This is a genomic window from Candidatus Schekmanbacteria bacterium, from assembly GCA_016219965.1.
Lineage (GTDB): Bacteria > Schekmanbacteria > GWA2-38-11 > GWA2-38-11 > J061 > JACRJM01.
The window spans coordinates 440367-456227 of sequence record JACRJM010000003.1 but is presented as its reverse complement, the minus strand read 5'-3'; the positions used below and the strand labels follow the sequence as shown (position 1 = coordinate 456227).

Here is a 15861-nt window from a genome sequence, read left to right as displayed (position 1 = left end):
TTGCGTTATATATTGCCATTTTTTGAAGTTTTCCTTCGAACTTTATTGAAAAGTTCTACTGCAATTTCTGATTCTCTTATTTTTAAGACAGAAGTTATAATTATATATAGAGCAGATGAAAAGAATATTATTGTCAGAAGAAGCAGTGCATTATTTATTTTTCCACTGATCATGCCATTTAACCAATTAAACATTACATAGGCTGTTAAAGTTACAAACATTGAAAGACTAAATATTTTACTAAATGAGAATAAAATATTTTTAATGTTTATACTGGTTTTCTTCTTTATTAACAGTAACAATGCTAAAAAATTGAATGTTGAAACAAGAGATGTTGAGAAACAAATTCCGGCATGACCATATTTTTGCATTAAAATCCAATCAAGCAATGCATTTAAAAAAATATTTATCACTCCAACATAAAGTGGAGTCCAATTATTTTTAAGACTGTAAAAGCCCCGGTTTAGAAGTGTATTTGCGCTTGAAAAAGGGAGACCTATAGAAAAGAAGATCAAGGCTTTTGCCACAAATACAGTATCATCCGATGTAAAATTCCCTCTTTCAAACACAAGCCCAACCACAGGATTTGCTAGAACAAAGAAGATACAGGCACATGGTACGGTCAAGTAAAATATTTGCCCAATACCTGTTTCAAGTGTATTGCTGAATTTAGTATTTTCCTTTTCTGATGAAAACTTTGAAAGCACAGGAAATAGAACAGTACCTATCGCCACTGCAAAAATTCCCATAGGCATATGAAATATCCTGAACGCAGAATCTATTGCAGCGACACTCCTCGGTCCAAGAAAAGAGGCGAACATTGTATCAACAAAAACATTAAAATTTATTATTCCAAGACTTAGCGTTACAGGAAGAATAAGTTTAAATACTCTTCTGACAGAAGGGTTCTTAAAATCAATTGTAAAGTAATATTTAACCCCGAGATCTTTTAATGGTTTTATTAATATTACAAACTGCGCAAAAGTTCCTATAAGAATTCCCCACGCAGCTGATTCTATTCCGATTTCTTTCCAGAAAGACATTACAACAATTATAATAATTATGTTCCAGAGGAGTGGTCCCACAGAAGGTGCAGTAAAATGGCTATAAGAATTAAGCATACCTACAAGAACTCCGCTTACCGCAAAGAGGATTAAAGTAGGAAAAATTATAACCGAGAGGCTGGATGTTTCTTTAAATAGAATCGGATCGTCTGTAAATCCTGGAGCACACAGCGTTACGACATATGGCATAAATAATGAACAAACAACAACTATGGTTGTCAATATGATTACCGAGATATTTATTATAGAGGAAGAAACATGGTAAGCTTCATCTTTTCTGTTTTGAACCACGAGATCAGTAAAAACAGGCAGAAAGGCTGCACTTATGGCAGTATCTGTTAAAAGGGTTCTTATAAGGTTTGGTATCTTAAAAGCAACAGTAAAAGCGCCACGCATATCACTGAGGCCAAAGTACTTTGCAAGTACTATTTCTCTGCCGAATCCCAATATGCGCGAGAGAAATGTAAGTAATGAAATAAAAAGAATTGCCCCTGCTGCTTTTTTACTTGCGTTCATGAAGGTGCATTTTAATGGCAAAGCGATTGATGAGTCAAACTTAATCAACCTGCAGTATTCAGGTATTTTATATTTGCATTTAAATTAAAAGCTATGGATAATAAACAAAGCCCCTAATGAAGGAGATCAATCAATGAAAGTCGCGCTTTTATCGTCTGAAGTTGTTCCATTCGCAAAGACAGGAGGTCTTGCAGATGTAAGTGGTGCTCTGCCAGGTGCAATAAAGAGGGCAGGAGTTAAAGAGGTAATAGTTATTTTACCTGCTTACAGGCACGCAAAAAAGAGCGGGCAGCAGCTTACTCATTTCGGTGAGTTGAAATTTCGTTTTGCAGGAAAGGATGTAACAGCCGGGATACTCAGGAGCACCATTGAAGAAAATATCCACGTTTACCTGATTGATAAAGATGAATATTACGACCGTGAAGGGTTGTATGTAAGTCCGACAGGGGACTATCCGGATAACGCATGGAGATTTGCCTTTTTCTGTACGGCTTCTATTGAATTACTGAAAAAGATAGATTTCAAAGCTGACATAATTCATTGCAACGACTGGCAAAGCGGCCTTACACCATTGCTGCTAAAGACTACTTATGCAGAAGATAAATATTTTTCAAAGACAGCAACGTGTATAACCGTTCACAATCTTGCATACCAGGGAAATTTTAAAAGAGAAGAACTTCCACCTCTCGGAATTCCTGAAGAGTGCTTTTCTGATAATGGGATGAAATTCTACGATGTTCAAAGTTTCCTGAAAGCCGGATTGATTTATTCAACGGTGATTAACACAGTTAGCAAAAAATACAGTGAAGAAATCCAGACGGAAGAATTCGGCTGCGGAATGCAGAATATTTTAAAATGGAGGACTGACAGACTTTTTGGTATTTTAAACGGCGTAGATTACAATGAATGGAGTCCTGAAACGGATAAATTCATACCTTATAAGTTTTCAATTTCAGATCTTACAGGTAAACAAAAATGTAAAGAAGAACTCCAGAAGGAATCCGGACTTGAAAAGGCACCCGACAAACCTCTTCTGGGAGTTGTCACGCGACTTGCGGTTCAAAAAGGCGTGGATGTTCTGGCAAACATAGCTTCCAAGATTCTCGACGGAGGTGCTCAGATTGTTGTTCTTGGAACAGGTGAAAAAGAATACGAAACACGTCTTCAGGAAATTGCAGCAAAATATCCAGACAGTGCTTCAGTTAGAATAGGCTTTGATAACAGACTTGCTCATCTAATTGAAGCCGGTTCGGATATGTTTTTGATGCCATCAAGGTATGAACCATGCGGACTTAATCAGATGTATAGCCTTAAATATGGAACCATACCTGTTGTGCGTGCGACCGGAGGACTTGATGATACTATTGTTGATTTCGAAACTGACAAGAAAAAAGGTAATGGTTTTAAATTTGCAGAACTCAATGAAGCAAATCTTTTGCAAAAAATAAAAGCAGCCTGCACTTTATACAAATCTTCAGCCTGGCAGAAAATTACCAAGAACAGCATGGCCTGCGATTTTTCATGGGATAAGTCAGCCAAAGAGTATATTAAGCTTTATAAAAAAGCAAAAACGCTGATCTGACTTTTTCCACGCCTGTTTATTTTTTCAAAGGCTCTCAGTGCGCATGTCAAGCTTATCCTGCTGGATAAGCAGATATGCCATTGTGCAGCGGTCATAATTTATCTTGACAATCAATAGGATAAAGGGTTAAAGGTGCGTCCGGATTTTAAATAGTTTAGTGCTAACAACCTGCCACATTGCGGTACCGGAGATATGTCAGACAGAGAACAGGAAATATTAAGCGCAGCAGCTAAAATATTCAGGGAAAAAGGATACCACAGGGCAACCATAGAAGATGTTGCAAAAGAAGTTGGTATGCTAAAAGGAAGCCTCTATTATCATATCAAGAATAAGAATGAGCTTCTCTTCAAAATAGGAATTGCACCCCTTGAAGCAACGACAAAAAAGCTGAGGGAAATAGCGGGAGAAGATATTTCTCCTTCTCAAAAACTAAAAAAAGCGGTTGCAGAGAGGCTAAAGGCTTTTGATAATTTCTTCCCAGAGATATCTGTTTTCTTTCAGGAAAAATTTGAAGAACTTCCTGAAAGTGAAAGAGAAATATTGAGAGACGGACAGCTTGAGGACGAGAATCTCTGGATAAAAATCCTTGAAGAAGGAATAGAAAAAGGGGAATTCAGAAAAGGAATGGATGTAAAAATTGTCGTAAAGGGAATAACAGGAATGTGTCATTGGATGTATAAGTGGTACAGGCAGGACGGCAGGCTTTCAAGCGAGAAGATAGCAGAGATTTTTGTGGATTTCGTATTCAATGGTATTGCTAACAAATAACAGCAGAAATTGAGGTTTAAACAGAGATGTCACAGTTACTAAAAGGTATAAGGGTCCTTGATCTTACAAGGGTAATATCAGGACCTTACTGCGCAATGGTTCTAGGTGATCTTGGTGCCGATGTAATTAAAATTGAACAGCCTGATGGAGGCGACCCATCACGCCAGCTTGGCCCTCCTTTCAAAGATGGCGAGAGCGGTTATTTCATGAGCATTAACCGCAATAAAAAAAGCCTTACCCTTAACCTGAAAGATGAAAAAGGGCTTAAAATATTTCACGATCTTGTAAAGGTCTCAGATGTTGTGCTTGAAAATTACAGAGCCGGCGTAGCAGACAAGCTTAAAATAGGTTACTCAGATCTTAAAAAAATAAATCCAAATCTAATTTACTGTTCAATAACAGCTTTTGGAAGCAATGGCCCGTACAAGGATATTCCGGGTTATGATCTTACCATGCAGGCGATAAGCGGCGAGATAAGCATAACAGGCGAACCAGACGGAACGCTTGCAAAAATGGGTGTGCCGATGGGAGATTTAGGTGGCTCATTCTTTGGCATAGCCGGGATTTTAGCTGCACTTTATGCCAGGGAGAAAGATGGGAAAGGGCGCCATATTGACATTGGCCTTTTTGATACCCAGCTTGCAATGCTCTGCTATCATCAGTCTCCGTATTTTATTGAAGGAAGAAGGGATAAAAAACCTGAAGGAACTGCTCATCCAAACATAGTTCCTTACAAAATGTATCAGACGAAAGACATAAAAATAGTTGTTGCCATACTTGGTGAAAACTTCTGGGTCAAACTTTGCGGGCTACTCGGGATTCCGGAAATTGCAAAAGATCCAAGGTTTGACAGAAACGAAAAAAGAGCCAAAAACAGGGCGGAACTCGAACCTGTTTTACAACAGGCTTTTCTTAAGAAAAGCGGCAGAGAAATAGTTAAGCTTTTCTATGCTGAAGGCATCCCGGGGGCTCCTGTTAACTCCATAGCTGAAGCCCTTGAAGAACCGCAGGTTGAGGCAAGAAACATGATTGTTACAGTAAAACATCCCAAATGCGGAGACGTTAAAGTTATAGGGTCGCCTATAAAAATTGAAGGCGTAAAAGAACAATATTCTCCTCCTCCCATGCTTGGTGAGCATAATGAAAATATACTTCACGAAGTTCTTCATTATCCTGAGGCCAAGATAAAAAAGCTTAAAGATGAAGGAGTTATCTGAAGATGAAACCGGTTAAATTTTCAGAAGAAGCAGAAGAAGTACTCGAGACAATAATAGCAGTTACACCTTCAATTGTTCGCGCGACATGGAAGGAAAGAATATCCACCCATGCACAGAGCAAGGCAGCGCTCGAAGGCCGCAAGGCAATTAGCAGGGATGATATTCTAAAATCAGCAAAGGAGGTTATGCCTTCAGGTTTTGGACCGCTTTTTCTTAAAATGATGTCTCCCGAGAAGTTCAAAGAGCTCTCCAAAAGCGGAGTAGAAGGTTACAGGGCAGCAGCAAGGAGATGGGTAAAAATAAATGTAAAGGTAAACACTGCCGGAAAGAAAACTATTACCAGGAGATCAGAAAAGCCCTATATACTTTCCATATGTGGCAGCCCAAGAAAAGGAGGGAACACAGACCTTCTTGTTAAAAAAATAAACGAAGGAGCTGAGCTGGCCGGAGCAAGGTGTGAAACAATCTATCTTCACAACAAAAAAATCGGCTATTGTATTGGTTGCAGAAAGTGCAGGGAGGAAGGTTCAAGAATCGAAGATTTTTGCGTAATTAAAGATGACATGACTGAAATCTATAAAAAGCTCTGCGAGGCAGATGGAATTGTTATAGGATATCCCATATACACTGCCCGTGAATCAGCCCAGACCGCGACTTTCTGGGACAGGCTCGACTGCTGGAGTAATGCTTATAACAGGGAACGGTTCGGAGGGAGAAAACCCGGTATCCTAGTAATGTCGTGGGCTTGGTTTGAGCCGGATACTTACATGGATCAGATGGAAGGAATGTTGATGCTTATGAGTTTGCGCAATATCGAACCTGTTGCTGCTGTCACAGCATCAGGCTGCCGTGGCACGGCTCATGGAAGAGGTGTTGTGGTTCAGGATGAAAAAGGAATGAATAAGGTTTTTAATGTAGGGAAGAAACTCGCTCAAATAATAAAAAGCTGATTTTATAAAATGATATTTACAAAGGAGAGTTTATGTCCGTTGAAATGACAAAAGCAGAAATAACAAAGCTCCTCAATAAAAAGAGAGAGGGAACCCTTCTTCTTGTTGATGGAGAGCGTCCGTATGGCATAGTTTGCTGGTATATTTTTGATGGTGAGAATATAAGAATAGGTATTATTCCTCAGGGAAGGAAATTTACCTGTATCAAAAGAAACGCACATGCCGCATTTAGTGTCTGGGATGCAGATGAAAACGGATGGTGTTCTGTTTTCATTGAAGGAAAAATCAGACAGATAAGGGATATTAAAGAGCTTGAGGAAAGTCTTAAACTCGCTTCAGATAAATATGGAGTACCACAAGCATATATGGATCGCCAGATAGCGGTTACTAAAGAGCATCCGGACAAATCAATGAGTTTTATTATTGATACTGAAACTATAGCAGGTCGCAAAGCTGGCTGATTGTTAAGGCTGTATATTTTCTGTTTTCAGCGATTCTCCGGCTTTCATAACTTCATTAAACCTGATTCCGCTCAGGAATAGTGATAGAATCCCCTGAGCAATTATGGAAAAAAACTGCACGGCGTTAAGGACTATTGAAAAACCAAGTGCCTCGGATTTGTTTACTCCATAAAGGCTTAATGCAAGGATGCAGAAGAATTGAAAATTCCCTATAAAACCGGGCGCTGAAGGGATCATAAGCCCTATGCTTACAATAATAAAAAGGGTAAGGGCCGCACTGAAGGGAAGAGCCATTGAAAACGCGGAAAAGAGAAGATATGTATTAAAAACCGGAATTACCCAGAAAATAACAGAGAGAATAATCGCGAAAATAAATGCCTTCTTGTCAGGCATTATATCAAAACCCTGTTTAAAAGAATCGAATATCCTGATAGTCTTTTCCTGGAAAGGAGCTAATGGCTTAAAAGAAGTAAATTTTAATAAATAGCGCCTTCCTTTCCATACAAGAAAAAAAAGAAACATAATTGAAAGAGCTATTACAGCAAACACTGATTCGCCTGCTTTTAATACCCAGTCAGGGACCGGAGCAAAACGGACTGCCGCTATCATGAACAGAAGTAAAGTCCCGCCATCCAGAATTCTTTCCATCACCGTAGTTGCTACGGAAGTAGAAAGCTTAACGTCTCCCTGTTTTGAAAGCAGATAAGGTCTTAAGAACTCTCCAAGCCTGAAAGGTAGAATGTTTATTCCCATAAACCCTATACAGTGAAGATAATAGATTAATGAAAGTCGAATCTTCTTTACCGGTGTTATAATAAGTTTCCATCTGTAAGCCTTGCAGAGCTGAAGGAGAACACTAAGAGCAACCATTGGAATGAGATAAAGATAATTACAATTTACCAGAGATTCCTTAAGGGCTCCATAATCAACTTTGTTAACTGCCAGATATATAAAAAATGCACTTATAATAAAACCTATGAGGAAACTCTTTTTTTTCATAAAATACCCATAATCTCTATAGTTTTCCTTACTCCATCACAATAGGTCGTAGGCTGAATATTAATATATTTTGAAAAATCCTCTCCCTTTTCCAATTTTTCTTCCATCATTAGAATCTGGTCATAACAGAGCGGATAATTTCTGAAATTTTCCAGCAATCTCGTTGTAATTTTCACAGCGCCAAAAGGAATAGAGAAAAAATGAATCTTTTTATTCATTATATTTGCAATTATTGTAATCATTTCCCTGTACGAGATTAAGTCTTTCCCTTTCATATCAAAGGTGCCGCATCCAACATTTCCGTCTTTAACGAGCGCTATTATAGCAGTTATAAGATCATCCACAAACAGAGGTGATATTTTAGCATCTTTAGTTCCAATCAGCGGGATAAAAGAGCTCTTTCTCACCAGATTAATAAAATTAGCAGTTGCCCTGTCATAAGGGCCGTAGACAAGCGGAGCTCTTATTATGGTGTAATCAAATCCAAAAGTCTTCAAATATTCTTCACATATGAATTTGCTTCTAAGATATTTTACAAATGAGCCAGGCGATGCTCCCTCTGCACTTACAAATATGAAGCGACTTACCCCGTTTTTTTTTGCCTCTGAAGCTGTGTTTAAGAGTGAATTAAAATGTGCCTTTTCAAAAGTTATGCCATCTTTTACAAACTCACGGAGAATTCCTGTCAGATGGATAACAATGTTAACTCCTGATAAAATGCCTTCAAGGCTGTGGGACTCGGTAATATCTCCTGTAATGATATTTAGTCTCTTTGATTGGGCAAGTTTATGTTCGGAGCCCTTTCTGGCCATTGTTGAAACATAAAAGCCCTCGTCTAAAAACCTCGAAATAAGGTGCCTTCCTATGAATCCGGTTCCACCTGTGACAAATATTTTCATGAGAATAGTTTGGTTGAAGTTATTTGTAAAAAATATCAGAATGGTGTTGTAATTAGAAGAATTATAATTTTTTATATAGAATAATTATCAACATGCGAAGGGAGGATAGATTGTCTACAGAAAAAGAACTCGGCGATATGCTTAAGGACATTACAAACAGCTCCTATGATATTGCGCAATTGCGGGAAGATATAATTGATAAAATCGAAGGTAGAAGCGAACCTACCTCGCTCCTTTCAAAGATCAGGAAAATAGCAGGCCGTGAACCTTTATCATATCCAAGATTTGTCCCTCTTTTTATGCGCTTCTGGGATTCAATTGACAGGGCATTAAAGGAAAAAAAACAGGAAGGCTAAAAAATAATAGTCTTCCAATTTCCCTTCTGGAACCAATAACCAAGCATTATAGCTTCGAAAATATTAACTGAAGCAAGAGATATCCAAACACCATTCATACTTAGCGGAGTATAATTTGCGAGGATATATGCTATCGGTATCTGAATTACAAAAAGGGAAATAAGGGAAATTATCATTGATGAAAAAGTGTCACCTGCGCCACGGAGTGATCCGTTGAATACAAGTCTTGCAGACATGAAGAGATACGTTGGCGCCACTATGTAAATATACATCTTTCCCATGCTTAAAACTTCGGTACTCTTGTCAAATACGGAGACTATTTCCCCGGCGAATAATAGAAAGACAGCTGCTAAAAAACCTGCGACTATGAAATTGCAATAAAGGGCTATTTTAGTAACTTTTTCTGCTCTTTCAGGTTTTTTTGCTCCCAAATTTTGCCCTACAACAGTGGAAGTTGCTGCGGCAAAACCCAAGCCAGGAAGGAATGCAACCATATCAAACCGGAGGCTTATGCCATAAGCCGCTATGGCTGAAGTCCCGAAAATTGAAACTATCTTCATAAGGGCAATTCTTGAGATAGAAGTAAGGCTCATCCTCCCCATTGCAGGAAAGGCAATTCTAATAATATTGATAAAAATGTCATTTTTTAATTTAAGATTTGTAAACGTGGGCTTTATATAGGTTTTTCCTTTAAAAAGGATAAATAAACCGGCAGATGAAGCGAGAGTTCTCGCCAATACAGTTGCTATTGCAGCACCGCTTACACCAAGCTTCGGGAAAGGCCCTATTCCGAATATTAACAGCGGATCAAAAATTATATTCAAAAGCGCCGAGCTTGCCAATATGGCTACAGGATATATTGGCTCGCCGGCACCTCTCATTATGGCTTGGATAGTAAAAAGAAAGAACATGGAGAATATCCCTAAAAAAGATATCTGCGTATAATGAATCCCGAATTGAAATACTGAAGGTGTAGCTCCAAGAACTCTCATAAGAGGCGCTGCTGCATAATAGCCTGCGATACTTATAACTAAAGACGTTACAATACAGATAATTATGGTATGTATTGTGACCTCGTTTGCGCCATTGCGATCCCCTTCTCCTACTCTTCTTGAAACAATAGCAAGTACTGCGCTTGACATCCCTTCTATAATAGTCGCTGTAAGCATTAGCAATGTTCCGCAGAATGCTACGGCAGCAATTGCCTCGGAACCAAGCCTGCTTACAAAAAACATATTTGTCAGATTCATTACTGTTTCAACGAGCATGGCCATAATAAATGGAATTGCAAGTTTAAGAAGAGGCTTGGTAAGATTTCCGTTTGTCACATCAATCATGGGCGTTTCCGGCATCCTTTGATTTTATTATTTATTGACATAAACAAAGTTTGTAATAGTTGTTTTATTCTGTCTGTCAAGACAATAGGGAAGATTAAAATTTAAAGTAGACAATTATGAGAAACTACAATGCGAAAACAAATTTTTCAACACAGATATTTGCTAGTGTCAGATAGTATCTTTTTCATCAGAAAGTTCTTTTAAATGTTCCGCTTTTCCCTCCGGTTTTTTCAACAAGCATAATTTCGCGAATCTCCATTGCCTTATCTGCAGCTTTACACATATCATAAACAGTCAGAGCTGCAATCGATACAGCAGCAAGCGCTTCCATTTCAACCCCTGTATAATCTTTTGCTTTAACGGTAGATTTAATATAAAGCCCCCTCTCTTTATCATTAAATTCATAATCTATTGTTACAGATGTAATTTTAATTGGATGGCAAAGAGGAATTAAATCAGATGTTTTTTTTGCTCCCATAATCCCGGCAAGCCTTGCCACTTCCAGGACATCTCCCTTTGCAATTTTTTTGTTTTTTACCATCTCGTAAGCAATTGAACCAAGAATGATTTTTCCACGAGCCTTTGCTGTCCTCAGGGTTGGCTCTTTCAAAGAAACGTCAACCATCCGGGATGCTCCTTTTTCATCGAAATGAGTAAACTTTGCCAATTAACCATCCTCCTTTAACAATTATGATATATCTCTAAAAGATGAACTTCTTGATGTCAATCTTTTAATAGTGTTAGCCAGGCATATTCAAAGTCTTGATTCTTGACAAAGGCCAAAGCCTTAATGTATTAAAATTCACAAAATGAACAAAGAGGGAAAAAAAATGAAAAAACATGGGAAATTAATTTATTTTATGGTTAGTATAATTACTTTGCTCAGTGCTTGCAGTAATTTACCTTATAAAGACGGGATGAAGATGGAAGAAAAGACTTTGGATAACGGGTTAAAAGTAATAATCAGGGAATCGCATTCAGCACCTGTAATTGCTTTTAATATGTGGGTAAAAACAGGTAGCAGAAATGAGGATGAAAAAACCCTGGGGCTTTCCCATATGCTTGAGCATATGCTCTTTAAGGGAACTGAAAAGAGAAAAGTGGGTGAAATTGCCAAAGAAATAGACAGTGCAGGCGGAACAATAAATGCTTTTACATCGAAAGATGTGACAGTTTATTACCTTACTATTGCAAGCCGTTTTTTTAGCAGCGGTCTTGATATAATCTCAGATACAATCATGAATTCAAGTCTCGATTCTTCAGAGCTGGAAAAGGAGAAGAAAGTGATTCTTGAAGAAATAAGAATGGGAGATGATGAGCCTGAAAGAAGCACATATGATGATCTTTTCATGACTGCTTACAGCAAACACACATACAGGAATCCTGTGATAGGTTACCAGAAGACTGTTGAATCAGTATCGCGCGAAACTCTCATGGGGTATTATAAAAAATGGTATGTTCCTGAGAATATGACCTTAATAGTTGTCGGAGATATCGACAGCAATAAGGCAATGGCTGAAATAGAAAAAGCATTTAATAATTTTAATCCAAACCCGCTTCCAGCAACAGAATCCTTTTCAGAGCCTGAGCAGGAAAATATGAGATTTAAACTCCTGAGAAAAGATGTAAAACAGGCGCAGGTCAAAATCGGATTTCATATACCAGGAGTCAAATCATCGGATGTTCCTGATATCGATCTTCTGGCATCAATTTTGGGTGATGGAGACAGCTCACGGCTTTATAAGAAACTTAAACTTGAAAACCAGATTGTCAATTCTGTCTATTCCTACTCCATGACGCCGCAGGACCCCGGGCTTTTTCTCGTAAGTTTGTCTGCGGAGCCTGATAAAGTTGAAGAGGCATTAAATATTGTGTTTTCTGAAATCAAGAATTTGGTTGCACAGAATGCCACCGGAGAAGAGATGTCTCGCGCAAAACTCTCAATTGAGAGCAGCACTATTTATACGCTTGAAACTGTTGATGGTATGGCGCAGAATCTTGGCAACTACGTTACGCTTACAGGAGATGTGAATTTCGAAGAAAAATATCTTGAAAAAATAAGAAGATCGCTTCCTGAGGATATCAGAAAAGCTGCTGAAAAATATCTCACACTAAACAATATGAGCCTCATAATGCTTCTGCCAACAGACTCAAAAATTGATTTCAATGAGGAAAAAATCAAGGCGCTTTACAATAATGCTCATAAGTCTACAGTTCAAGAAACGTCTGCGGTAACTATCAATCATGAGGAAAAAACAGATATAAAAGGACGTCATCTTACAGAGAATGTATTGTCAAATGGCACTGTTCTTATAATTGAAGAAGACCACGAAGTTCCTGTTGTAGCCATTCAGGCCACTTTTGCGGGAGGCACAAATGTGGAAAAAACAGGAGATGAAGGCATAATGAATTTCACGTTTGAAATGCTTCCAATGGGCGCCGGAGGGAAATCCTCAATTCAAATAGCTGAAGAGGTAGATAATATTGCAGGGAATCTGTCTGATTTCTCAGGGCGTGACCTGTCAGGTATTTCTCTGAACTTTTTATCCAAGTATTTAGACAATGGGGTGGATATATTTTTTAATGTATTAGAGCATCCTGATTTTCCAGGCGATTCCATTGAGAAAAAACGGACGGAAATTCTTTCCCATATAAAGAATAAAGAAGATAATCTGACCCGCTATGTTTTTACATTATTCAGCAAAAGTCTCTTTGGCGATAACCCTTATGGTCATGACATACTAGGCACAAAAGAAACCGTAGAGAAATTTTCGAGAGAAGGTCTGATAAATTATTACAATGAAACAGTTAAAGCAGACAACCTTATTATATCAGTGGTAGGTGATGTAAAATCAGAAGATATAGTGAAGATAATGGAACAAAGATTAAGTTCCTGGAAAACCGGAAAAACAGAAAAAATCGAGAAGGTAGTTTCTTTTCCAAGGCTAAGCGAAATAAAAAAAAGCATTATCAATAAAAACAGGGAACAAGCTCACATTATTTTGGGATTTTACGGGCCATCAGTTCTGGAAGATGATGCATATGACATGGAGGTCCTTGATTCAATTTTAGCAGGCCAGGGAGGAAGACTCTTTATAGAGCTTCGCGATAAACAAAGCCTTGCATATTCTGTAACATCTTTTTTCAGACCCTACCGCTACAGCGGTGTTTTTGGTGTATATATTGCAACAAAACCTGATAACAGAGAAAAGGCTGTCTCCGGCATCCTTGAGGAATTAAAAAGAGTTTTAAGCGGAGATATAACAGAGGAAGAAATAGAACGATCTAAAAAGGCTCTTATTGGGAACTTTGAGATAGGTCTTCAGAAAAGAAAAGCAAGGGCTTCAGTTAGCGGCAGCGATGAGGCGCTTGGATTGGGGTATGACAATTATACTCGCTATGCTGGAAAAATTCTCGCAGTTACAAAAGATGATATTATTAAAACAGCTAAGAAATATATTGATCCTGAGCACTATGTTATAACGATTTTAGAGCCTGAAAAAACTGAGAATAATAACCAGACGACTAAATAGGCAATTTGTTTATTGAAAACAAATTGATGTTTCCAACGCAGAAAGCTAAACAACAATTTATTTCAGAGCTACTTTTTTAGAAGAGCAAGTATGTCTTGTTCAAAAACCTGTCCTTCTGTGTACCCTATATATTTTTTGTAAATATTCCCTTCGCCATCTATTACAAATGTGGTTGGTATTCCTCTTATTCCACCGTAAGAATTTGTTACCTGTTCATTTCCCATGACAACGGGATAGGATATATTGTATTTTTTTACAAACTCTTTAACAGGTTCACTGCTGTCATCAAGAGAAACGCCTACAAGAAGGAATCCTTTGTTTGAATATCTGCTATATAAACTTTGAAAATCCGGAATTTCCATTCTGCATGGAGGACACCATGTTGCCCAGAAATCAACTATTATTACTTTCCCTAGGTGATTAAAGAGTCTGAAATCATTTCCATTAAGGTCCTTTAAAGTAAAATCAGGGGCTTTTTGCTTGCTTGCTGCAGGAGCCTGGGAAGTTTGAGTTGTTACACCAGCTTTTTCCTTATTACATGAAAGTGTTATGCCCACGATAACAAACAGGGCTACTAAAAATACAAAGTTTTTTTTCATTTTCTTCCCCTTTTAGATTCGGTCTGATAATATTTATAAAATTTTTTTCTATATTAGTAAAATAAAATAACAAAGGACAAGAAGTAAAATATCTTGCAGAACAAATTGATTATTGCAGAGCCGGACGAGACACTCGATACAATATCAAAACCTCCGGTAAGTATACTGCAGAAAAAAAAGGGTTATAGATTTTCACTTGACCCTGTGCTTCTTGTTGATTTCTATATTTCTACCGGATTTAAAGCACATGAAATAATAGATCTTGGCACAGGATCAGGCATAATACCGATTCTTCTCTGTTCAAAAAAAAAAGAAATCATAATTAAAGGCATAGAACTGCAAAAATCCCTTGCCAAAATGGCAGAGAGGAATGTCATTCTTAACGGAATGGAAAAACAGATTGAGATTAAAAATTGCGACCTTAAGAAGGTAAAAAAATATTTCCTGACTGAAAGTTGTCAGGCTGTGATAACAAACCCTCCGTTCAGGGAGCCTAGCAGTGGAAGACTCAATGAAGATATTGAAAAAGCTATTGCACGACATGAAATCAGCTGCAATATATCTGATGTTTTAACAGCAGCTTTTTTTCTAGTAAAACCAGGTGGTTCATTATTTTTAATTTATGACCCAAGGAGATTAAGTTTCCTTATAGAAAAAATGAGGGCCTGGAGATTTGAGCCCAAAATTATGCGCTTTGTGCATTCCAACATTACATCTGAAGCTACTATGGTAATGATATCTGCAAAAAAAATGGGGAATACCGGAGTTAAAATATTAAAACCACTCTTTGTTTATGAGAAAGAGAAAGTCTATACAAAAGAAATAAGAGAAATATATGGCATGTGCTAAATCTCACATAATTTTTCTGGTGTTATAGTATTATTAATAATAAGGAGGATGTAGGCCGAAAAACACCGCCTAAACAAAATCAATTGACAGTAAAAGTCTAAGTCATTAGTCTTATAATATATAAAAGGAGGAGTAAAAAATGAATTACAAGAAGAATAATGTTATATTTAGTTTCTTTGTTTTTTTTCTTATCGGACTTTTCTCAATTGCATCCTTTAGTGCTTTAAACTCAAATAAAGGGAATAAAGGAAAAGCAAAAGGTCATGTTTCTGTCAAACTCGTTTCAGCGAAAGGCGCCCATGATAAAAAAGCATCAGGAGAAGCAAAAATAATCTATGATGCAAAGAAAAACAAGGCAAACATGAAATTGAACGTAAAAAGACTTCCAACAATCTTTCCTGCTGCATCATATACTGATCCTCATTTTTATGAAGGATGGTTTTTTACAAAAGATGATTATGTTTTCAGCACCGGAGCATTCAATACAGATTGGAGTGACAAAGGAAGAAGCTTTGTAACCTTCAAGCCAAATAATCTGGAAGATGATAAAGGGAACTCTAATGCGCACAACCTCTCTGCTATTGACACTATAAAGGTTACACGAGAGCGTAATAATGGAAATATGGAACCTTCAAGTGATGTAGCGCTCGTTGGGAACTTTGCAAAGGCATTTGCAAAGGTTAATCCTTACAAGAGTAATTATGGCAGCAAATTGAAGTAAGAAATATCAT

Annotated in this window: 15 protein-coding genes; 9 read left to right on the top strand and 6 right to left on the bottom strand. The window is 37.7% G+C overall.

Annotated elements, in window-relative coordinates; all coding sequences use genetic code 11:
* Positions 1-5: 5 nt before the first annotated feature.
* Complete coding sequence (gene murJ, locus HZA77_04270; GenBank protein MBI5374625.1) at positions 6-1580, bottom strand: murein biosynthesis integral membrane protein MurJ; 1575 nt, start codon at positions 1578-1580, stop codon at positions 6-8.
* Between the two features lie 133 nt (positions 1581-1713).
* On the opposite strand from murJ, the gene glgA reads away from it, so the two are divergent.
* The 5 genes from glgA to HZA77_04245 all read left to right on the top strand — a co-directional run bounded on the left by glgA (position 1714) and on the right by HZA77_04245 (position 6558).
* Positions 1714-3162, top strand: coding sequence for a glycogen synthase GlgA (gene glgA / locus HZA77_04265; protein MBI5374624.1), 1449 nt, complete (start codon positions 1714-1716; stop codon positions 3160-3162).
* 192 nt (positions 3163-3354) lie between these two features.
* The gene (locus HZA77_04260; protein MBI5374623.1) at positions 3355-3930 is read left to right on the top strand and encodes a TetR/AcrR family transcriptional regulator; all 576 of its coding nucleotides are present in this window, start codon (positions 3355-3357) and stop codon (positions 3928-3930) included.
* Between the two features lie 26 nt (positions 3931-3956).
* Positions 3957-5147, top strand: coding sequence for a CoA transferase (locus tag HZA77_04255; protein ID MBI5374622.1), 1191 nt, complete (start codon positions 3957-3959; stop codon positions 5145-5147).
* 2 nt (positions 5148-5149) lie between these two features.
* The gene (locus HZA77_04250) at positions 5150-6097 is read left to right on the top strand and encodes a flavodoxin family protein (protein MBI5374621.1); all 948 of its coding nucleotides are present in this window, start codon (positions 5150-5152) and stop codon (positions 6095-6097) included.
* 32 nt (positions 6098-6129) lie between these two features.
* Positions 6130-6558, top strand: a complete 429-nt coding sequence (locus tag HZA77_04245; protein MBI5374620.1) for a pyridoxamine 5'-phosphate oxidase family protein — start codon at positions 6130-6132, stop codon at positions 6556-6558.
* Between the two features lie 3 nt (positions 6559-6561).
* Here HZA77_04245 and HZA77_04240 read toward each other — a convergent pair whose 3' ends face one another.
* Together HZA77_04240 and HZA77_04235 are read right to left on the bottom strand one after the other, a co-directional pair.
* The gene (locus HZA77_04240) at positions 6562-7557 is read right to left on the bottom strand and encodes a flippase-like domain-containing protein (protein MBI5374619.1); all 996 of its coding nucleotides are present in this window, start codon (positions 7555-7557) and stop codon (positions 6562-6564) included.
* On the bottom strand, positions 7554-8456 hold the full coding sequence (locus HZA77_04235; GenBank protein ID MBI5374618.1) for an NAD-dependent epimerase/dehydratase family protein: 903 nt from the start codon (positions 8454-8456) through the stop codon (positions 7554-7556). Before HZA77_04235 ends, HZA77_04240 begins: the two co-directional genes overlap by 4 nt.
* A 110-nt stretch (positions 8457-8566) precedes the next feature.
* Here HZA77_04235 and HZA77_04230 point away from each other — a divergent pair, with 110 nt between their 5' ends.
* Complete coding sequence (locus HZA77_04230; protein MBI5374617.1) at positions 8567-8812, top strand: hypothetical protein; 246 nt, start codon at positions 8567-8569, stop codon at positions 8810-8812.
* Here HZA77_04230 and HZA77_04225 read toward each other — a convergent pair.
* The gene (locus HZA77_04225) at positions 8809-10149 is read right to left on the bottom strand and encodes an MATE family efflux transporter (protein MBI5374616.1); all 1341 of its coding nucleotides are present in this window, start codon (positions 10147-10149) and stop codon (positions 8809-8811) included. The two genes, HZA77_04230 and HZA77_04225, sit on opposite strands and share 4 nt — an antisense overlap.
* Positions 10150-10336: 187 nt before the next feature.
* A complete protein-coding gene (gene moaC, locus HZA77_04220; protein ID MBI5374615.1) occupies positions 10337-10816 on the bottom strand; it encodes a cyclic pyranopterin monophosphate synthase MoaC in 480 nt (159 codons plus the stop codon).
* Between the two features lie 163 nt (positions 10817-10979).
* On the opposite strand from moaC, the gene HZA77_04215 reads away from it, so the two are divergent.
* A complete protein-coding gene (locus tag HZA77_04215; GenBank protein ID MBI5374614.1) occupies positions 10980-13682 on the top strand; it encodes an insulinase family protein in 2703 nt (900 codons plus the stop codon).
* A 68-nt stretch (positions 13683-13750) separates the two neighbouring features.
* On the opposite strand, the gene HZA77_04210 is transcribed toward HZA77_04215, so the two are convergent.
* On the bottom strand, positions 13751-14281 hold the full coding sequence (locus HZA77_04210) for a TlpA family protein disulfide reductase (protein ID MBI5374613.1): 531 nt from the start codon (positions 14279-14281) through the stop codon (positions 13751-13753).
* 93 nt (positions 14282-14374) lie between these two features.
* Between HZA77_04210 and HZA77_04205 the strand changes: the two genes are divergently transcribed.
* Together HZA77_04205 and HZA77_04200 are read left to right on the top strand one after the other, a co-directional pair.
* Positions 14375-15130 carry a methyltransferase gene (locus tag HZA77_04205; protein ID MBI5374612.1) on the top strand — a complete coding sequence of 252 codons (756 nt, stop codon included), beginning with the start codon at positions 14375-14377 and terminating at the stop codon, positions 15128-15130.
* A gap of 139 nt (positions 15131-15269) precedes the next feature.
* A complete protein-coding gene (locus tag HZA77_04200; GenBank protein MBI5374611.1) occupies positions 15270-15851 on the top strand; it encodes a hypothetical protein in 582 nt (193 codons plus the stop codon).
* Positions 15852-15861 lie beyond the last annotated feature (10 nt).